The sequence below is a fragment of the Streptomyces sp. NPDC013457 genome (assembly GCF_043089925.1).
Lineage (GTDB): Bacteria > Actinomycetota > Actinomycetes > Streptomycetales > Streptomycetaceae > Streptomyces.
In genome coordinates, this window is sequence record NZ_JBICBL010000006.1 from 460,808 (window position 1) to 481,678 (window position 20,871).

At 70.0% G+C, this 20,871-nt stretch carries 8 protein-coding genes; 4 read left to right on the forward strand and 4 right to left on the reverse strand.

Annotated features, from left to right (window positions below):
* Positions 1–396 precede the first annotated feature (396 nt).
* Positions 397–1,686 (reverse strand): serine hydrolase domain-containing protein, encoded by a 1,290-nt coding sequence (locus ACF1G2_RS19245; protein WP_391799413.1) that lies wholly within the window; start codon positions 1,684–1,686, stop codon positions 397–399.
* Positions 1,687–1,965: 279 nt separating this feature from the next.
* Between ACF1G2_RS19245 and ACF1G2_RS19250 the strand changes: the two genes are divergently transcribed.
* Together ACF1G2_RS19250 and ACF1G2_RS19255 are read left to right on the forward strand one after the other, a co-directional pair.
* Positions 1,966–2,379 (forward strand): hypothetical protein, encoded by a 414-nt coding sequence (locus ACF1G2_RS19250; protein ID WP_391799414.1) that lies wholly within the window; start codon positions 1,966–1,968, stop codon positions 2,377–2,379.
* A 198-nt stretch (positions 2,380–2,577) separates the two neighbouring features.
* Positions 2,578–3,669, forward strand: a complete 1,092-nt coding sequence (locus tag ACF1G2_RS19255) for a Rieske 2Fe-2S domain-containing protein (protein WP_391799415.1) — start codon at positions 2,578–2,580, stop codon at positions 3,667–3,669.
* Positions 3,670–3,679: 10 nt separating this feature from the next.
* Here ACF1G2_RS19255 and ACF1G2_RS19260 read toward each other — a convergent pair whose 3' ends face one another.
* Together ACF1G2_RS19260 and ACF1G2_RS19265 are read right to left on the reverse strand one after the other, a co-directional pair.
* On the reverse strand, positions 3,680–5,302 hold the full coding sequence (locus tag ACF1G2_RS19260) for a phospholipase D family protein (protein WP_391799416.1): 1,623 nt from the start codon (positions 5,300–5,302) through the stop codon (positions 3,680–3,682).
* Between the two features lie 34 nt (positions 5,303–5,336).
* Entirely contained in the window at positions 5,337–6,815 is a 1,479-nt protein-coding gene (locus ACF1G2_RS19265; protein ID WP_391799417.1) for a glutamate--cysteine ligase, read from the reverse strand.
* A 244-nt stretch (positions 6,816–7,059) separates the two neighbouring features.
* Here ACF1G2_RS19265 and katG point away from each other — a divergent pair, with 244 nt between their 5' ends.
* Complete coding sequence (katG, locus tag ACF1G2_RS19270; protein ID WP_391799418.1) at positions 7,060–9,249, forward strand: catalase/peroxidase HPI; 2,190 nt, start codon at positions 7,060–7,062, stop codon at positions 9,247–9,249.
* Between the two features lie 248 nt (positions 9,250–9,497).
* Here katG and ACF1G2_RS19275 read toward each other — a convergent pair whose 3' ends face one another.
* A complete protein-coding gene (locus ACF1G2_RS19275; RefSeq protein WP_391799419.1) occupies positions 9,498–10,043 on the reverse strand; it encodes an MOSC domain-containing protein in 546 nt (181 codons plus the stop codon).
* Positions 10,044–10,338: 295 nt separating this feature from the next.
* On the opposite strand from ACF1G2_RS19275, the gene ACF1G2_RS19280 reads away from it, so the two are divergent.
* A complete protein-coding gene (locus tag ACF1G2_RS19280; RefSeq protein ID WP_391799420.1) occupies positions 10,339–20,865 on the forward strand; it encodes a LamG-like jellyroll fold domain-containing protein in 10,527 nt (3,508 codons plus the stop codon).
* Positions 20,866–20,871: the final 6 nt, after the last annotated feature.

Genomic DNA, 20,871 nt, shown 5'->3' on the forward strand with positions numbered 1-20,871 from the left:
CCCGACCGGCGGTGTGAGTCGGCGGACCGGCAGACTCGTGCCCTGCCGATGCCGCCGCCCCGCCCCCGTCGTACGCCCCGCTCTCGGCGAGGACCTGCAGGTCCTTCAGGAGCTCGCGCGCGGCACGATCGGCGCGAGTTGCCGCTCGTTCCTCGGTGATGAGGGCGTCGACCGGTTCATCGGCTCGGCGCCTCCGACGCGCACATCGCGACCCACCTCCGTAGGGCGGGGCCGGCGTGATCGTCGCGGAATATGCCCCCGGTTCTTTCGTGCACGCCTCTTCTGCGTGCCGACGGCCGGTGGCAGGGTGGGGGTACGCGGTCCTCGCCATGGCCCCCGAGGTGGATCGCGCCCGGCCCCGCCCGCGACTGCGCGCGGGCGGGGCGGGGTCATGGATCAGCCGCGCTCGGGCAGGTCCTGCTCGGCCGGGAGCACCGAGAAGCCGCGCTCCGCCGGGGACGCGGACTTCGCCGTCGCCGGCTTCTTGCCGCAGAACGCGGACTCCAGCGTTCCGCCCAGGGCGGTGTTGGCCTCACCCCGGTTCGAGGTGTTCGCCATCGCGGCGAGGCTGCGCCGGCCGTCCCGCGTGGCGAAGGCGTAGGTGTAGAAGCCCTGCACGGTCCCCGTGTGGCCGAACACCTGGGTGCCGCAGGACAGGTCGTAGCGGCGCAGACCGAGGCCGTAGAAGCGGGTGTTGGTGGCGTCCGTCGGGGTGACGGTCGTCATCGCGTCGAGCATCTTGGGCGACAGCAGCCTGCCCCGCATCAGCGCGGTCATGAACGTGTTCAGGTCCGCCGGGTTGGAGATGATCGCCCCGGCCGACTGCGCCCAGGACACGGTCTGCTCCGTGGAGTCCACGAGCGCCGCGCCCGCCTCGTCGGGGTGCAGGTAGCCACGTGCGTGCAGCCCGTCGATCTGGGTGCCGGGGTGCACGTAGGAGGTGTTCCGCAGACCCAGCGGCTTGATGATGCGGCGCTCGTACTCCTGGGCGACCGGACCGCCGGCGGCCTTCTCGATGAGCATCCCGACGACCACGAAGTTCGCGTTCGAGTACTTGTACGCCGCGCCGGGCTGCGTGGTGCGCGGCTCGGCCAGCGAGAGGTCCACCAGCTCCTGGTAGCTGAAGACCCGCTTCCGTACGGCCTCGAAGCCGGGCACGGTCTGGTTGAACATCTTGTCGGTGTAGTCCGCCAACCCGCTGCGGTGGGTGAGCAGATGACGCACGGTGATCTTGTCGTCCGGCAGCAGCCCGGGCAGGTAGCGGTTGACCGGCGCGTCCAGCTCCACCTTGCCCTCGTCCACCAGCTGCAGCAGGACGACGGAGGAGAAGGTCTTGCTGACGCTGCCGATCCGGAAGCGCGCGGCGGCGTCCATGGGCGCGCCCGAGACGCGGTCGCGGACGCCGAGGGTCTTCGTCTTCACGACTCTCGGACCGGTGAAGCGGGCCATGGCGCCGGGCGCGCCCTTGGCCATGGCCGCGTTCAGCGCGGCGGCCACACCCTCCATGTCGGGGGCGGGGCTGGTGGGTCGGGCGGCCGCCGCCGCAGCGGCCGCGTCGGAGGCGGTGGCGGAGGCGGTGGGAGCGGCCGGTGCGGCGGCCGCGCCGGTGGCGGGGACGACTCCGGCCGCGAGGGCGGCGAGCAGGGTTGTGCTGAGGGCAAGGCGTCGATGCGACGACAGGGGCACGTTTGATTCCTCGACTCGTTCGACACGGCACACGGGCTGGGGTCTGCCGTGAGGCTCCGGGGGACCCGGCCGCGGCGCGCGCCGTCCCCGGAACCCACGGATCATGAGTGGCAACGCGCAGGGTTCGGTTCCCGACACGGCACCAGATGATCCGGAGCTCTCCACTCCGCCCGCCGTCGACGTGCGCCCGGGGTGGCGCGGGGTCAGATTGGATGTATCCGACTCGCCACGCCGAGAGGTGTCCCGGCGGACAGGCCAGACGACAGGGAGGAACCTGTCATGACCACACACGTGAGCGAACCCGGCCGCAGAGAGAACACGCACAGCAGCGGCTGGCTCGTGTTCGCCGCCGTGATCATGCTCTTCAGCGGCATCATGACGCTGCTCGGGGGCATCTCGGCCATCGCCGAGGACGATGTGTTCATCGCGACCCGCAACTACGTCTACGAGCTGGACCTCACCGCATGGGGCTGGATCCATCTCATCCTGGGCATCGTGATCGCACTCACCGGGCTCGCCCTCTTCACGGGCGCCACCTGGGCGCGGGTCGTGGGCGTGGGGCTGGCGGGCCTCAGCATGATCGCCAACTTCATGTGGCTGCCGTACACCCCCGGATGGGCGCTGCTGTTCATCGCGCTCGACGCCCTCATCATCTGGGGACTGTGCGTCGCTCCCCGTCCGGAGAGGGTCTGACGGTGCCCGACGCCGGAGCGGCCGCGGTCGGTGCGGTCGGCTCAGGCCGGCTCCGGGCGAGGGTCTCAGGCCGGCTCCGGGCGAGGCGGGCATCACCCCATCGGCCCTGGTTCCCCGGTGGCTGAACTCTCCGCCCGCTGCCACCCTGCAGAGGAAAGCGTTCCCGCATCGAAGGCCTGCCCGGCGAGGGAGTGGTGAATGACCGAGGCGCAACCACGGCGTACGACCGCCGAAGAGTCCGGGGCACTCACCGACCTCCGGAGAATCGGAATCCATCCCGATTTCTGGTATCCGGTCGCACGGTCCCGGAAGGTCCGCAAGGGAAAGACGTTCGCCGCCGTGTTCGCGGGCGAACGGATCGCCCTGTACCGCGGTGCGAGCGGTGAGGTCTTCGCACTGGAGGACCGGTGCGCGCACCGTCAGGTACCGCTGAGCATGGGAGTCGTGGAAGGCGAGACGCTCCGATGCTGCTATCACGCGTGGGCGTATCGCGGAAACGGACGCATCTCGCAGATCCCCTATCTCCCGAAGGGCGTCGACCGGCCGCCACGCGGCGTACGCGCCTTTCCCGTCCGGGAAATGTACGGACTGGTGTTCGTCTTTCCCGGCGACCCGGAGAAGGCGGCGACGACTCCGCTTCCCGTACTGCCCGAGTTCCACTCGCCCCGGCACAAGACCATGACGTTCTCGCGCACCGTGCGGTGCCACTACACCTTCATGCACGAGAACCTGCTCGACATGAACCACCAGTTTCTCCACCGGGGTGTCCTGGGCAAGATCCAGCCCGAACTCCTGGGTTATGACACCGGACCGCAGTTCGTCGAGGCACGCTATCTCTTCGTTCCCGGCGGCGGCAGGAAGGACCGCGGCGCCGGGCTGCTGTCCGCCGAGGGGATCGGCGGTGCCGACTCGCCCGACGTCGTCACCGTACGCACCGAATACCCCTACCAGACGCTCCAGGCGGTGCCCACACAGTCCGAGCTCCCCGCGTTCTCCCTCTGGGTCGCCTATGTGCCGGAGGACGCCGAGCAGCGCACCAACCACGCGTACGGCCTCCTGATGATCGCGAAGCCGTCGATCCCGGGGGCGCTGGACCTCGCCTGGCCGTTCATCCGCCGCTTCACGGAGCGGGTGTTCGCCCAGGACCGGATGGCTGTGGAAGCCGAGCAGCGGGCCTGGGACGAGCAGGGCGGGGACCGGAACCACGAGGTGTTCCCGCTGATCCTCGACGTCCGGGAGGTCCTGCGCACCAACGGTGTGCCGATCACGGCGGGCACGACCGCCCCCTGACCGGCCCGGATCAGAACGTGTTGCGGCGCCGCAGCCGCTGCGGGCGGCCGTCCGGGTCTATCAGCGCACGGTGCAGCGGGGTCGCCGACACCCGCTGGGCGGCGGGCAGATCAGGGGCGGCGTAACGGCGCAGCCGGCCCGGCGGCCGTGGTCCACTGCGGCCCCGCGCGTGCCAGGCGTCCAGGGCGGCCGCCGCCTTCTCGAAGGCGGCGAAGGCGAACTCGGGGTCGCACAGCGCGCCCGCGGCCGCCGCCCGCTGCCTGGCCGTACCTTCCACGTCCAGGTGCTCACCCATCAGCTCCAGGCGCAGCTCGCGGGCGAAGACCCGCGCGCCGTCGCCAAGACCGCCGGGGTCCCGCGGCCGCCGCGGGTCCGTGGTCTCGTCGACGACGGCGCAGCTGAGTTCGGAGTCGTGCGTCCAGGAGCGGAGGTTGATGTTGTCGGAGCCCACGGAGGCCCAGACGTCGTCGATCACGCACACCTTCGCGTGCACGTAGACGGGGGTCCCCGCTCGGTTCTCCACTCCGTACACCGCGACCCTGTCACCGCCCGCGCGGCGCAGCTCGTCCAGCGCCTCGACGCGTCCGATCAGGTTCATGGGCAGCGAGAACCGGCCGTCCTGCTCCGGGACCGAGGGGACGACGCCGATCATGAGCAGGCCGGGCTGCCGGGCCAGCGCGCGGGCGAAGCCGGCGACCACCCTCGGGGACCACAGGTACTGGTCCTCGACGTAGATCAGCGCACGGGCCCTGCGCAGCGCCTTGAGGTACCCCCGGGCGATGCTCCGTTCGCCGTCGGGTGCGAAGGGGTAACCGCGCAGCAGCCGGTTCGGGTACGTGCGCAGGAGCTGCACGGTGTGCGTGCCGCAGGGCGCCGGGTCGGGTTCCTGCGGCGGCAGCGTGCCCGCCGAGGTGTCCTCCCGGTGCACCAGCTCCCGGAGCCGGGTGAGCGGGCTGCGGCTGAGCGGAGCGGGGTCGTCCCAGCGCTCCCGGAACACGGCCTCGACGTCGCCGACGACCGGGCCGCGGAGGGCGAGCTGGACGTCGTGCCACGGCGGGTGCGGACCGTAGGCGGCGGCCATGGGCAGGGACTGGCGGTCGCCCCGGTGGGCGGCATCGTCGTTCCTGTTGTGGCAGAGGTCGATTCCGCCCACGTACGCCACGTCCAGCTCCGGGCGGCCGGGGTGCCGCAGCACCACCAGCTTCTGGTGGTGCGAGCCTCCGGGCCGTACGCGCAGGTCGAGCAGGCACTCTCCGCCCGCCTCCTCGATCTCGGCGCCGAGGTGCCGGTTCTCCTCCTGGCTGAACCGCAGACCGTCCAGGTGGGAGCGCCACAGCAGCCCCTTCACGACGACTCCGCGCCTGGCCGCGCGGCTGAGCACCGCGCCGATCTCGGTACCGGGTCCGGCGAGCCTCTCGTCGGGATCGCCGCGCCAGTCGGTGAAGAGCAGCAGGTCGCCGCGGCGCATGACGCGGACGGCCGCCAGCAGCTCCCGGAAGTAGACCGCACCGTGCACCAGAGGGCGCGCCTCGTTCCCCTGCGACCAGGCCTTTCCGTCAGGGCGGCGGCTGTCGAGGCACGTGGCGTCGTTGCCGCGTTCGCCCTTGGTCAGGAGCCACTCCGGGCGCGTCACGTCGTCCGCCCTCCGGGAGGTCTCCGGGCCGGTCTCACTCGACCGGCCAGGTGTGGGCCGGAGCGTTCAGATGCATGTACTCGATGTACTGCTGGGTCATCCGCCGGAGCGCCTGGTGGCGGTCCGCGTGGGCGATGTCCTGGATGTGGTGGAACATCTCGGACTGCCACACGGCGCCGTTACGGCCGGTGACGCAGCGCTGCTCGATGATGCCGAGGAGCGGCTCCCGCCAGCCCGCGTCCATGCCCAGCCGCTCGAGACCGCGGTCGGCCAGCGGCAGCAGCCGCCGCAGGACCAGCTCGGTCGCCGGGACCTCGCCCATGCCGGGCCAGTACAGCTGGGCGTCGATGCCGTGGCGGGCCGCGGCGTGGAGGTTGTCCTCCGCCGCCGCGAACGACATCCGCGACCAGACCGGCCGGTCCTCGTCGACGAGAGCGCGGACGAGCCCGTAGTAGAAGGCGCCGTTCGACAGCACGTCGGCGACCGTGGGGCCGGCAGGCAGCACCCGGTTCTCCACCCGCAGATGCGGCACACCGTCGACGACGGCGTAGACGGGGCGGTTCCAGCGGTAGACCGTCCCGTTGTGGAGGGTGAGCTCGGCCAGGCCCGGCGTTTCGCCGCGCTCGAGCATCTCCTCCGGGTCCTCGTCGTCGCAGAGCGGCAGCAGGGCGGGGAAGTACCGCGTGTTCTCCTCGAACAGGTCGAAGACGGAGGTGATCCACCGCTCGCCGAACCAGACCCGGGGCCGTACGCCCTGGATCTTGATCTCGTCCGGCCTGGTGTCGGTGGCCTGCTCGAAGAGCGGGATGCGCGTCTCGCGCCACAGCTCCTTGGAGAAGAGGAACGGCGAGTTCGCCGCCAGGGCCACCTGCACGCCGGCGATGGCCTGCGCGGCGTTCCAGTACTCCGCGAACTCGTCCGGCGAGACCTGGAGGTGGAACTGCGTGCTGGTGCACGCCGCCTCCGGCGTGATCGTCTCCGCGTAGGTCCGCAGTCGCTCCACTCCGTCCACCGAGATCAGCAGGTCCTCGCCACGCGCGGAGAAGATCTGCTCGTTCAGCAGGCGGTACCGCGGATTCTCGGAGAGCGAATCGGGGCCCGCGTCCTTCAGCTCCAGCGTCGGCAGAATGCCGATCATGACGAGATGGGCGCCGATCTCCGCGGCCTTCTGCTCGGCATGGTTGAGCGCGTCGCGGATCTCCTGCTCCCAGGAGTCGGGGCCGCCCGCGGTGAGCCGCCTCGGCTCGACGTTGATCTCCAGATTGAACCGGCCCAGCTCGGTCGACCAGGAGGGATCCGCTATCGCCTCCAGAACCTCCGTGCTGCGCATGGCGGGCTCGCCGGTGGCGTCCACGAGATTCAGTTCGATTTCCAGACCGACCTGCGGCCGTTCGAAATCGAACCTCGACTCGCGCAGCATCCGCGCGAACACGTCGAGGCACGAGTGCATCTTGTTCCGGAACCGGCGACGGTCTTCACGGGTGAACTCCAGCGCCGGGACATCACGTCCCATTCTGCCCTCCCGGTTCTCCTCGGAACGGGCCCCCAGCTTTCTATCAGCGTCCCACTCCCGGGGCGGCACAACCACCGAAGCCGCGATCCGCCGCCCGCGAAGCCCCTTTTCCGCCGTGCCCCGGCCCCTTTTCCGCCGTGCCATACCTGGGCGTGCCCTGCGTGTTCCCGTGCGGTGCGGTCCCCCGTGCGCGACCATACGGACGCCACCTGCAGGAAATCACGAGACAGGAAGAAGGACGGACGTGTCCGGCAGCGAAAGCGAAAACCCGGTAATTCCCTCCCCCACCCCTACGCCGGATCGCCCCAGGACGAACCGGGACTGGTGGCCGAATCAGCTCGACCTTCAGGTCCTCCACACGCACTCGCCGCAGTCCAGCCCGATGGACGGCGACTTCGACTACGCGAAGGAGTTCGCGACCGTCGACGTCGATGCGCTGAAGCGGGACGTCATCGACGTGATGACGACGTCGCAGGACTGGTGGCCCGCCGACTACGGCCACTACGGGCCGCTCTTCATCCGCATGAGCTGGCACGCGGCGGGCACGTACCGCATCGAGGACGGCCGGGGCGGCGGCGGCTCCGGCGCCCAGCGCTTCGCCCCGCTCAACAGCTGGCCGGACAACGCGAGCCTCGACAAGGCGCGCCGTCTGCTCTGGCCGGTGAAGCGGAAGTACGGGCGGAAGATCTCCTGGGCCGACCTCCTGGTCTTCGCCGGCAACTGCGCCATGGAGTCGATGGGGTTCAGGACCTTCGGGTTCGGCTTCGGGCGGGAGGACATCTGGGAGCCCGAGGAGATCTTCTGGGGCCCGGAGGACACCTGGCTCGGCGACGAGCGCTACAGCGGCGACAGGGAACTGACCGGTCCGTTCGGCGCCGTGCAGATGGGGCTGATCTACGTCAACCCGGAGGGCCCCAACGGCAATCCGGACCCGATCGCCGCGGCGCGCGACATCCGCGAGACGTTCGGGCGCATGGCGATGAACGACGAGGAGACGGTCGCGCTCATCGTCGGCGGCCACACGTTCGGCAAGTGCCACGGCGCGGTGGATCCCTCGTACGTGGGTCCCGAGCCCGAGGCCGCCCCCGTCGAACAGCAGGGCCTCGGCTGGCGGAACACGTCCGGCACCGGCAAGGGCGCCGACACGATCACCAGCGGTCTGGAGGGCGCCTGGACCTCGGACCCGACGAGGTGGGACAACGGCTACCTGGACAACCTGTTCCGGTACGAGTGGGAGCTGACCACCAGCCCGGCCGGGGCCCAGCAGTGGACGCCGACGGACCCCGCGGCGCAGGGCACGGTGCCCGACGCCCACGACCGGTCGAAGAGCCACGCGCCGATGATGCTGACGACGGACCTGTCGCTGAAGATGGATCCGGTCTACGCACCCATCTCGAAGCGCTTCCACGAGAACCCCGAACTCCTCGCGGAGGCGTTCGCGAAGGCCTGGTACAAGCTGCTGCACCGTGACATGGGGCCCGTCTCGCGCTACCTGGGCCCGTGGATTCCCGAGTCGCAGCTGTGGCAGGACCCCGTGCCCGCGGTCGACCACGAGCTCGTCGGGGAGGCGGACATCGCCGACCTCAAGCGCCGGATCCTCGACTCGGGGCTTTCCGTCTCCCAGCTGGCCCAGGCCGCGTGGGCGGCGGCGGCGAGCTTCCGCGGCACCGACAAGCGCGGTGGGGCGAACGGGGCGCGGCTCCGGCTCGCGCCGCAGAAGGACTGGGAGGTCAACGACCTGCCCGAGGTGGCCGAGGTGGTACGCGGCCTCGAACAGATCCAGCAGGACTTCAACGGCGCGCAGTCCGGCGGCAAGAAGGTCTCGCTCGCCGACCTGATCGTCCTGGGCGGCTGCGCGGCCGTCGAACGGGCCGCGAAGAACGCGGGGCACGACGTGACGGTGCCGTTCGCTCCGGGGCGGACGGACGCCTCGCAGGAGCAGACGGACGTGGAGTCGTTCTCCGTGCTCGAACCGAGGGCGGACGGGTTCCGCAACTACCTGCGGGCCGGTGAGAAGTTGTCGCCGGAGACCCTGATGCTGGACCGCGCCAACCTGCTGACGCTGACCGCTCCGGAGATGACGGTGCTGACCGGCGGCATGCGGGCCCTGAACACCGGCTTCAAGCAGTCCGGGCACGGTGTGTTCACGGACAGGCCGGAGGCGTTGACGAACGACTTCTTCGTGAATCTGCTCGACATGGACACGGAGTGGAAGCCGTCGGCCTCGACGGAGAACGTCTTCGAGGGGCGGGACCGCGCCACGGGCGACGTCAAGTGGACCGCGACCGCCGTCGACCTCGTCTTCGGTTCGCACTCCCAGCTCCGCGCGATCTCGGAGGTGTACGCCTCCGAGGACGCGAGCGAGAAGTTCGTACGCGACTTCGTGGCGGCGTGGGACAAGGTGATGAACCTCGACCGGTTCGACCTCGCCTGATCGGCCCGGACCCTGATGCCCCTGGCCGGCCGCCCCTGTCCGGGCGGCCGGCCAGGGGCATCGCCACCTCCACGACATCCGGCGAAAATCCGATCGGATGAAAACGTGACGGGCCCGGGGCAACGGCGGCGCGGGCACGGACGGCTGCGACGGCGAGGCGGGCACGGACGCCGCGATCGGCTGCGAGGCCTGACCCGGCGGGGGCGGCGCGTCGACCACGCCGCCCCGACGCGGACGTGGACGCGGACCTAGACGCGCTCGAGGGGACGGTGCGGGCCGGGCGGGAGTTCGACCTCGACGCGGTCGTGCGGGCGGACCGGGCCACCATGGCGGACGACACCCATGACGCCGGACTTGAAGGTGAACTCTCCCGACACGGCGTCCAGCTCGAAGACCTCGGCGAGCAGGCCCTTCCGGAAGTCGTTGATCTTCGCGCACGGGTTGCGCAGGCCCGTCACCTCGACCACCGCCAGCTCTCCGAGGTGAAGCAGGGCGCCGGTGGGCAGACCCAACAGGTCCACGCCCCGCGTGGTGACGTTCTCCCCGAGCTGCCCGGCCGAGACGTCGAAACCCTTGAGGGCGAGCTCGTCGAAGAGCTCCTCGTGCATCAGATGGACCTGGCGCAGGTTGGGCAGGTCCGGCTCGTACGTCATGCGGAACTGATGCCGGATGGTCTCGCCGGCGTGCACGTCCCCCTCGACCCCGAGCCCGGCCACCAGCGTGACGGACTCCCGGTTCGGCTTGCTGAACGCATACGTCCCATTCCGGCTCACAGCCGTGACCCGCCCACCCATGACCCACCCACCTGTGCTCCCGTACGGCCCGACCCGCCGAAAAAGTCTGGCCCGAACTCGCTCCCCGCAAGCTGGCGATGGGCGTGATGTCCACCACAGCGCCGAGCCGTACGGTGCAGAATTCGGCAGGTACGTCACCGCATGGGCGATATGACATCCTCGCAGGTCAGTCGCGGTTCGGTGAAGGTTCCGGACGAAGTTTGTGAGTCTGCTGTGAGTCCCTATAGGACTGCCCCGACTGATCAACTTTGTGGGGGCATACACGGTGGGTATCACCCGTCCATTCGTCATATCCATGGCGATCACCATGACCGTGCTCGCGGGCACGGAGCAGGCTGCCATGGCAGCCGGCCACTGGTCCGGGGCCAGACCCGGGCCGACCGCTGGAGAAAGACCCGAGCAGGGTTGGGGTTCGGCCCGAGGCCGGGGGCACAACGCTTCCGGCGACGCCACCGACGCGGCCGCGGCCGGCGGACGCGGCGGTCCGCTGCGGGCACCCGGCGAGCTACCGCCGGACACCGGTACGAGCAGCCTGAAGCTGGGCAACGGCCCCGAGCAGGCCGGTGCGATCCCGTACCGCACGGTGCCGGCGCCTCAACGGGCCGTCCCCAAGGGGTTCGACTCCAAGACCAGTTCCGAGGTCACGGGCAAGCGGACCGAGCGCGGTCGCACCTTCCTGAACAAGGACGGCACCTTCACGACCCGGTTCTTCGACGAGAAGGTCAACTTCCGTGCGCCCGACGGCACATGGAAGGCGATCGACACGCGCCTCGCGAAGGCGCCGGAGAGCTCGCGCACCGGGAGCACCGCGGCGTCCGGCTGGCAGACCCGGTCCACCGAGGACAAGGTCCAGTTCTCCGAATTCGCCGACGCAGAATCGTTCCTGCGCCTCGGTGTCGACGACACCACCTCGATCGGCTACTCGATCGAGGGCGCGGCCCGCTCGCAGGGCCGGGTCGACGGCAGTGTGATCACGTATCCGGAGGTCCGCCACTCGACGGACGTGGAGCTGATCGCCGGCAGTGACTCCGTGAAGGAGACACTGATCCTCAAGGACAAGGGCGCGCCGACCGAATGGCGCTTTCCGCTGGCCCTGAAGGGGCTGACGGCGAAGCTCGACGGGCACGGCGGCGTCGTCTTCAACGACGGCGCGGGCCGGCAGAAGGGCTGGATGCCGGCCGGCTGGATGGAGGACTCGAAGAAGGCGCCGAACTCCGACGAGGGAGCCATCTCCTCCGGCGTCACCTACGGCCTCGTGCGGGAGGGCTCCCGACAGGTCCTTGTCGTGAAGCTCGACCGCGCGTGGCTTTCGGCGCCCGAGCGGGTCTTCCCCGTGAAGGTCGATCCCTCGGTGGACGGCCTCCAGGCGGCCTCCGGCACACACGTCGAGTCGCCGTTCAACCAGAACTTCTCGAGCGCCACCGAGCTCAAGGTCGGCACGTACGACAACGGCGGCCACAAGGCAGCCTCCTTCCTGAAGTTCAACGGCCTGGACACCACCCTCAGGAACGCGTTCGTCATCAACGCGAACCTGAGCCTCCTGAACACGTTCTCGTACTCGTGCACCGCGCGGCCGGTGACGGTCCACGAGGTCACCTCCAACTGGTCCGAGAGCAGCACCAGCACCTACCCCGGTCCGGCGACCGGCGGCGCTCTGGGCTCCAAGTCCTTCGCGCACGCATGGCGCCCCGAGGGCTCGACGAGCTGGCCCTGCGGGGCCGCGACATGGGAGTCGATCCCGCTCGGCGAGTCGGGCCGTCGCCTGGTCGACGACTGGACGCACGGACGGAAGCCCAACTACGGCCTGGCCGTGAAGGCGGCCACGGACGACTCCAGGACCTGGAAGAAGTTCGCCTCCGACAACTTCTCCGGCGGCAAGCCCAGCCTCGACGTCACCTGGTCGAAGTACGGCGCCACCTACGGCCTGGGCGGCTTCGTCCAGCCCCCGACGGCCACGACCGACGGCAAGTTCAAGGTCACCGTCACCAACGGGGGCCAGCAGACCTGGGGCGTCAACAGCAACTTCAAGCTGCGGTACGACCTGTTCGACGCCAACGGCAACAAGGTCGGCGGCGACTACTGGAGCAAGATCCGGTGGACGCCCATGCCCCACGATGTGGCGCCCGGCGGTTCGGCCACCGTCGACGCGACGATCGCCCCGCTGACGCCCGGCACGTACACGATCCAGTGGACCATGGACGAATACGGCGTCCGCAGCTTCGTGGACGACGGAGTCCCGGGGCCGACCGTACGCTTCGACGCGGTCAACGCCCCGCCGTACATCACCGCTGCGGCTCCGCCGAGCGGCACCGTCGTCGACACTCTCACCCCGACCCTGTGGGCCACCGCCACCGACCGGGACAGGTCCCCGGGCGCGCTGACCTACCAGTTCGAGGTCTGCGAGGTCGACGGCAAGGACACCCGCAAGAACTGCCGCGGCAACACGCACGCCGCTTCCGAGAGCTGGACCGTACCGCCCGGCTGGCTGAGCTGGGCGAAGACGTACGCCTGGTACGCGTACGCCAACGACGGCAAGGACCAGTCGTCCCGGACCGCGCCCTCGATCCTGACCACGCAGGTCCCGCAGCCCGTCATCACCTCTCACCTGGGCGGTGCCGACAGCGGCCGCACGTTCGGCGAGCGGGCCGGAAACTACGCCACCGCCGCCACGGACGCGGCCGTCCCGACGGTCGGACCCGAGCTGTCTGTCACCCGTACCTACAACTCGCAGGACCCGCGCCAGAGCAACGCCTTCGGCACCGGCTGGGCGACCCGCTGGGACATGCGGGCCGTCGCCGAGCCCGACGGCAGTGTCGTCATCACGCTCGACAGCGGCAGCCAGGTCCGTTTCGGACGCAACGACGACGGCACGTACAGCGCGCCGTCCGGCTCCGTGGACGTGCTCACCGCCGTCGCCGGCGGAGGCTGGACGCTGCGGGACGCCGCCGCCACGCTCCACACCTTCGACGCCGCCGGCCTGCTCACCAAGGTCAGGGACGGCCACGGCCGTGAGCAGCTCCTCACCTACACCGCAGGCAAGCTGACCAAGGCCACGGACGCGCTGTCGAAGCGCGCGCTCTCCTTCACCTGGGCGGGCGGGCACGTCGCCTCGGTGTCCACGGACGCGGTCGGCCCGGTCGCTCCCGCGCTCCGCTGGTCGTACACCTACGACGGTGACCGGCTGGTGAAGGTCTGCCCGCCGGCGTCGACCACCACGTGCTCCACGTACGAGTACACGGCCGGGTCGCACTACCGGGGCATGGTGCAGGACGCCAACCCGGTCGGCTACTGGCGGCTGAACGAGGCCGAGGGCGAGTCGGCGGCCAGTGAGGCGGTCTCCCGCACGGGCATGAACGCCGGTCACTACCGCGACATCACCCTCGGGTCGTCGGGCGCTCTGGGAGGGACCGGGAACAAGGCGGTCTCGTTCAACGGCACCACCTCGTCGGTGGAGCTGCCGGGGACCGCTCTGTCCGGCTCGACCGTCCTGTCCGTCGAGCTGTGGTTCAAGACGGACAAGCCGGGGACGCTCGTCGGCTTCCAGGACAAGCAGCTGTCCGAGGGCCGGCCGAACCGGTGGAACCCGGTCCTGGGCATCGACCAGGCGGGAAAGCTGCACGGCGGCTTGGAGCGCAGGGACATGGGGACCACGCCGGTCACCTCTCCCGGCACGGTCACGGACAACGCGTGGCACCATGCCGTCCTGACCAGCTCGAGCACCGAGCAGGTCCTCTACCTCGACGGCACGCGTCTGGGCTCGATTCCCGGCGTGGTCGCCCACCACGGCAAGACCTTCACCTACCTCGGTGCCGGATACTCCAACGCGAGCTGGGACGGCGGCACCGAAGGCGTGCGCCGCTTCACCGGTTCCATGGACGAGGTAGCGGTCTACCACCGGGCGCTGGACGCCGGGGCGATCCGGGCTCGCTTCGAGGCCCGTACGGGTGCGTCGAAGCTGACCAGGTCCACGCTGCCGTCGGGCCGGGTGAGCGCACAGGTCGAGTACGACGGTGACACCGGTCGCGCGACCAAGGTGACCGACGACAACGGCGGCGTCTGGCAGATCTCCGAGCCCCGCTACGCATCCGGCTCGCAGGCCTACAGCGACGCTGTGCGTGGCTCCGGTCCGGTCAACTACTGGCGCTTCGGCGACAGTGGCGGCGCATCCGCCGCGGACGAGGTGTCCGGCGGCGGAAACGGTTCCTACCGCGAGGGTGTCGCCCTCGGCGGCGTCGGGGCGTTCCTCGACGGCGACGACGGCGCGATCACGCTCGACGGGTCCAAGGGTGCCGTCGAGGTGCCCTCCGAGTCGATCAGCGACGCCACCGCGCTCTCCGTAGAGATGTGGTTCCGGACGGACAAGCCCAGTGGTGTCCTGCTCGGCCTGCAGAACGCCGAGCTCGGTACCACCCCGACGATGTGGAACGCGAGCCTGCTCGTCGACGGGGAGGGCAAGCTCCGCGGTCACCTGTGGGACGGCCCGTCGGCGGGCTGGCCGGTCATGGGCGGGGTGAAGGTCACCGACAACAGGTGGCACCACGTCGTCATCACCGGTGGTTCCACGGGCCAGTCGCTCTACCTCGACGGTGTCAAGATCGGCTCCAAGTCGGGGGTGGTGAAGCCGGAGACCCTGGTCCACGCCTACCTCGGAGCCGGCTACTCCAGTGAGGAGTGGGACGGGCAGGGACGCGCGACCCGCTTCTTCGACGGTCAGCTCGACGAAGCCGCCTTCTACACCAAGGAGCTGGACGGCCAGACCGTCGCGGACCACTTCAAGGCCCGCAACCGTCTGGTGGCCGGCAACAGCGAGCAGTACCGGGGCGCGGTCATGGCCGACGCTCCCGCCGGGTACTGGCCGTTGGACGAGACCGGCGGCAGCGTCGTCGTCAACAAGGTCGCCGTCAACGGCGGCGCCGGCAGCTACACCAAGGCCGCCCTGGGCGCCACCGGCGCTTTCGGCGTCGGCGACCGGCCGGCGGCCGAGTTCGCGGGGGACGGCTACGCCGAACTCCCCCCGATCGGCATGTCGACCACTGACCTGTCCGTCGAACTCTGGTTCAAGACCACCAAGCCGGGTGTGCTCTACAGCGACCAGGAAGTCCCCATGCCCGGCCCGTCGGCCGGCACGTACACACCCGTTCTGTACGTCGGCACCGACGGCAAGCTCCACGGCCAGTACTACACGAGAGGCGTCAACGCCTCGAACGTCTCGCCGGACACGGTGACGGACGGCGAGTGGCACCACGCCGTGATCACCGCCCAGGGCAGCACCCAGACGCTGTACCTGGACGGCAGCCAGATCGGGCAGGTCACGAACAGCCCGGTCGACCACCAGGCGAGCAAGCGCACCTACATCGGCGCCGGATTCTCCACGTTCTGGCCGGCCGGTCCGGGCGCGGTCAGCTACTTCACCGGCGCGATCGACGAGGTCGCCGTCTACCACCGTCCGCTCACCGCCGGACAGGTGGCCGACCACTACAGGGCCCGCAGCGAGGCGAGCGGCTCCGCGCTGACCGCGACGGTGACGGTCACCGATCCGACGGGCGCGAAGACCAGCAGTACCTTCGACGCGGTCCGCGGCCAGCGCCGCACGGCCTCGACGAACGCGGACGGCGGTGTCACCACGTACGCGTACGACACCGGCGGCTTCCTGCACACGGTCACCGACCCCAACGGTCACTCCACCGTCACGGGTCACGACGAGCACGGCAACACCGTCTCGACCACGACCTGCCGGGACGCGAACTCCTGCTGGACGTCCTTCGCGGAGTACTACGACAACCCCGCGGACAAGCTGGACCTGCGCAACGGCAAGCAGATCGCGCTCCGCGACGGCCGTTCCACCGGCCCGGCGGACAACCGCTACCGGACGACGACCTCGTACACGGCGCTCGGCATGACCGACACGGTCACGTCGGCCGACGGCCGCACCACGTCGACCACGTACACCACGGGCACCGAGCCCGCGGTGGGCGGCGGAACGACGCCGGCCGGACTGGTCGCCTCGAAGAAGAGCACCGGCGGTGCCACGGTCTCCTACGCGTACTTCGCGAGCGGTGACCTGGCCAGGACCACGGTGCCCTCCGGCCTGGTGACCACATACACGTACGACGGCATCGGCCGGAAGCTGACCCAGACCCAGGTCTCCGACGCCACCCCCGCCGGTGTCACCACCACCTACGCCTACAACGAGATGTCCCGCGTCACCGCGGAGACCGGCCCGGGCGTCAAGAACGAGATCACCGGAGTCACCCACACCGCCAGGATCAGCCGTACGTACGACGCGGACGGCAACCTGCTCACGGAATCCACGGAGGACACCACCGGCGGCGACACCAGCCGGACCACGACCTATCGCTACAACACGCGGGGCCTCAACGACAGCGTGACGGACGCGGCCGGCAACGAGTCGACGTATGCCCACGATGCCCTGGGCCGTGTGATCAGTGAGACGGACCCCGAGGGGAACGTCATCACCCACGCGTACACCAAGCGCGGCCAGCTGGCCGAGTCGGTCCTGAAGAACTGGACCGGAGACCCTTCCGGCCAGGTCCGCGACCTGGTGCTCGGTTCGAAGGCGTACGATCCAGCCGGCCGACTGGCCTCGACGACGGACGCGATGGGCGCCACGACCGCCTTCACCTACTACGACGACGGCCTCCAGGCCACGACGACGGCGAAGCAGGTCACCCAGTCCGACGGCTCCAAGAAGGATGTCCTTCTCGGGTCGACGGTCTACGACGGCGCGGGAAACGCGGTGTCGGCCACCGCGAGCGGCGGCCGCACGACCGTGAACACGATCGACGCGCTGGGCCGCACGACCCGTTCGGCGTTCGACCCCGACGGTCTGAACCAGGTCTCCACCTACGCCTACGACGCCGAGGACCGGCTCACCGAACAGAGCCGGTCCATCGACGGCAGCGGCAAGAAGCTGACCTCGACCACCGAGTACGACGCGGTGGGCAACCCGACGAGGACGACCGTCACCGACGGCACCACGACCCGTACCGATTCCGCCACCTTCGACCAGCGGGGCCTCCCGCTGACCCGGACCAGTCCCGGTGGAAAGATCAGCTCCGGGCGGTTCGACGCGCTGGGCCGCCTGGTCGAGACGACCGCGCCGCAGGTGCAGGCCGAGGAGAACGGCGGTGCGGCCGTGGCCGTGACGCCCAAAACCCTCACCGGCTACAACACCTTCGGAGAGGTCACCGAGTCGCGTGATGCACGCGGCCTCGTGACCCGTACGGAGACCGACAAACTGGGCCGGACCGTCGCGCTCACGCTGCCCGGCTACACGCCGCCGGGCGCGACCACGGCCATCACCGCGGTCTCTCGCACGACGTACGACAGGCTCGGCAACGTCGCGTCCAGCACCGACCCGCTCGGCCGTGTCCGCTCCTACGCCTACGACCAGTTGGGCAACCTGGTCCGTTCGACGGACCCGGCTGCCGCCGGCGCGCAGGGCCTTCAGGCTCCAGGCGCCACCGGCCTCAACGGCGCCGCCACGTCCCTGTCCGGCGGCGGCGTCTCCACCTACACCTGGACACCGACCGGTCTGCCGCTCTCCGCGACCGATCAGACGGGAGCACGCACCGAGTCCACCTACGACGAACTGGGCCGCAAGCTCACCGCCACCACGGTGGAACGCAGGCCGACGCTCCAGAATCTCGTATCCCGCTTCACCTGGGACGACGCGGGCAACCAGCGGACGTCGACCACGCCCGGCGGGCGGGTCACCACCGCGACCTATGACAAGGCCGGCCAGACCCTGACGGTCACCGACCCCGCCGGCGGCGTCAGCAGTGCGGTCTACGACGGCCTCGGCCGTCAGACGGAGAGCAAGGACCCGACCGGCCATACCTCGGCCACGGTCTACGACCTCATGGGCAGGCCGACGTCCGAGACGGACTACGGCACCGGCACCACACCGCTGCGCTCCGTCTCGACCGAGTACGACGCCGACGGCAACGTCACCGCGTCGGTCTCCGCCGGCGGCGCGCGCCGCACGTACACGTACGACGCCCTCGGCCGGACGACCAAGCAGGTCGAACCCGTCACCGCGACCGACTCGATCACGACGACCTTCGGCTACGACGCGGCGGGCAACCGCACGCGCCTGACCGACGGCCGTGGCAAGACCACGTACTACACGTTCAACACGTGGGGCCTGCCCGAGTCCACGATCGAGCCGGCGACCACGCTGCACTGGAACGCCGACGTCCGCACCTGGACGAACGTCTACGACGCGGCCGGTCAGCTCGTCACCGAACTTCTGCCGGGCAACGTCAAGCGTCAGAAGACGTACGACGCGCTCGGCAGGATGACGGCCGAGACCGGTTCCGGCACCGCGGTCGCCACCCGTCCGCGTTCTCTGTCGTACGACCTCGCCGGCCGTATGACCGGAGCGGGCGGCGACGGGGTCCTCGCGAACAACACCTACACCTACAACGACCGCGGCCAGCTCCTGTCCACGGACGGTCCGGGCGGCACCGCGTCCTACGCGTACGACGCGGACGGCAAGATGACGTCCCGCACGGACGCGGCAGGTGCGACGGCGTTCGCCTACGACCAGGCCGGGCGTCTCGACACCACGACCGACCCGCTCACCGGTACGCAGGTGCGCAGCGACTACGACGCGGCCGGGCGACCGACCGTGCTGGAGTACGCACGCCCCGCGGCCGGAGGAAGCTGGACGGTCGGCGCGAAGCGCTCGTACACGTACGACTCTCTGGGCCGGCTCAAGGACGACAGCGTCAAGAAGACCGGCACGGGTGTGGCGGTCCAGGGCACTGCCTACGAGTACGACCTCGACAACCGGCTGGTCAAGAAGACCGCGTCGGGGACGGCCGGGGCGGGCGCGGAGACGTTCGCGTACGACCTCGCCGGCCGCATGACGTCCGAGACGAGCGGAGGCATCACCACCGGCTACGAGTGGGACAAGGCCGGCAACCTGACCAAGAAGGGTGACGTCACAGCCACCTACGACTCCCGCAACCGGGTCCAGACCTGGGGCACGCAGACCTTCGACTACTCCGCACGCGGCACGGTCAAGGGCATCACGGACACGGCAGGACCGGCTCGCACGATCAACTCGGACGCTTTCGAGCGCACCGTGTCGAACGGCACGAGCACCTTCACGTACGACTCGCTCGACCGGGTCATGACCCACAACGGCGCCGCCTTCGCCTACGACGGCGGCTCCAACAACCTGGTCAAGGACGGCACGTCCACCTACAGCCGCACCCCCGGCGGAACGCTGCTCGCCAGCGCCACGACCGGGACCGCGGACTCGGCGCGCCTGGCCGTCACCGACGGCCACACGGACCTGGTCGCCAGCCTGTCCCCGGACGGCACCACGGTCACCTCGTCCCGCGCGTACGACGCCTCCGGCAAGGTGACCGCGAGCAACGGCACCACGCCGTCGCTCGGCTACCAGTCGGGCTGGACGGACTCGTCCACGGGCGAGGTCAACATGGCCGCGCGCTGGTACCAGCCGGGCACGGGTGGCTTCACCAGCCGCGACACCTGGCAACTCGCCCCGGATCCCTCGGTCCAGGCGAACCGCTACACCTACGCCAACGCCGCCCCGACGAACGGGATCGACCCTTCGGGCCACGACATCCTGGACTGCTTCGACCCCCGGCGCAAGGTCAAGTCCGTGTGGGGGTTCCTCAAGCGGCTTCACACTCCCACGTGTGTCGGCTGGGAGACCTGGTACTCCGGGCACGACAGCCTCGGCGACACGTCCAAGTGCGGCAACGGCGTCGCATCGTGCTGGTACCCGCCGGACCCGCCGCCGAACCCGCGCAACGACTGCATGCTCAAGCCGTGGCAGGCCAAGTGCAAGGGCGGCGGAGGCGGAGGCGGCGGAGGCGGCGGAGGCGGCAGTAAGGGCGGCGGCAAGAACTACACGGGCGGCGGGCGCGGCGGAGGCACGTCCACGCTGACGCGCCCGAAGCCGACCACACCCCCGCAGCCGAGGGAACCGCAGAACCCCTACGCGGGCAACAACCCGATCCCGGTCCCGAAGCACATCCCCAAGCCCGACTGGAACCCGGCCCAGGCCCTCTGGACCGCCGCCAAGGCCGTCGACATGGTCGTCAGCACCGCGAACCTCCTCGCGATGCTGGGCGCCGCGGAGCCTTTCGCCCCGGACCTGATCCCGGACACGCACGGCGCAACGGGTACCGACCCGGGGCCGGGGGCCGGTGGCCAGCAGGACGACCCTCGTGACTGCAAAACCAGGGGTCAGCAGAGGATCGACTACGGAACCCTCGACAGCGACAACGGCAACCGCCCGACGGGGATCACCGCCTGCCTCGACAAGAGCAGGCTGCAGCAGGGCAGCGAAGCCAAGCGGCACCTGACGAAGGGGTACCTCTGGGCTCAGGATTTCGTCGAGTCCCACGGCTTCGACCGGTCGGGCGACATCAATGCCTGTCACCTCTTCGCAGGCACGCTGGGCGGGGACGGCGCCGAGCCGAAAAACCTGTCGGCGTGCGCTCGGCCGGCGAACGCCTACTACACGAAGGGAAGCATTCACCGGAATGACAGGCCCATGCGCTACTACGAGGCGATAGTGAAGAAGGAGGCACAGAAGACCGGGGTGGTCGTCGAGTACAAGGTGACGCCCAAGTACGACGGCCCTCGAACCGTCCCGTACGAGTACAGGATTGACGTCACTACATGGCATAACGGAGTTCGGACCAAGCTCTTCGAAGATGCTGTTGTCGAGAACGAGTTCAAACCCTCGACTCAGTACAATCTGGGCCGACAAACGGACGCGGACGGCAACCCCGTACCGACGGGAAACACGAAATAGTGGAGG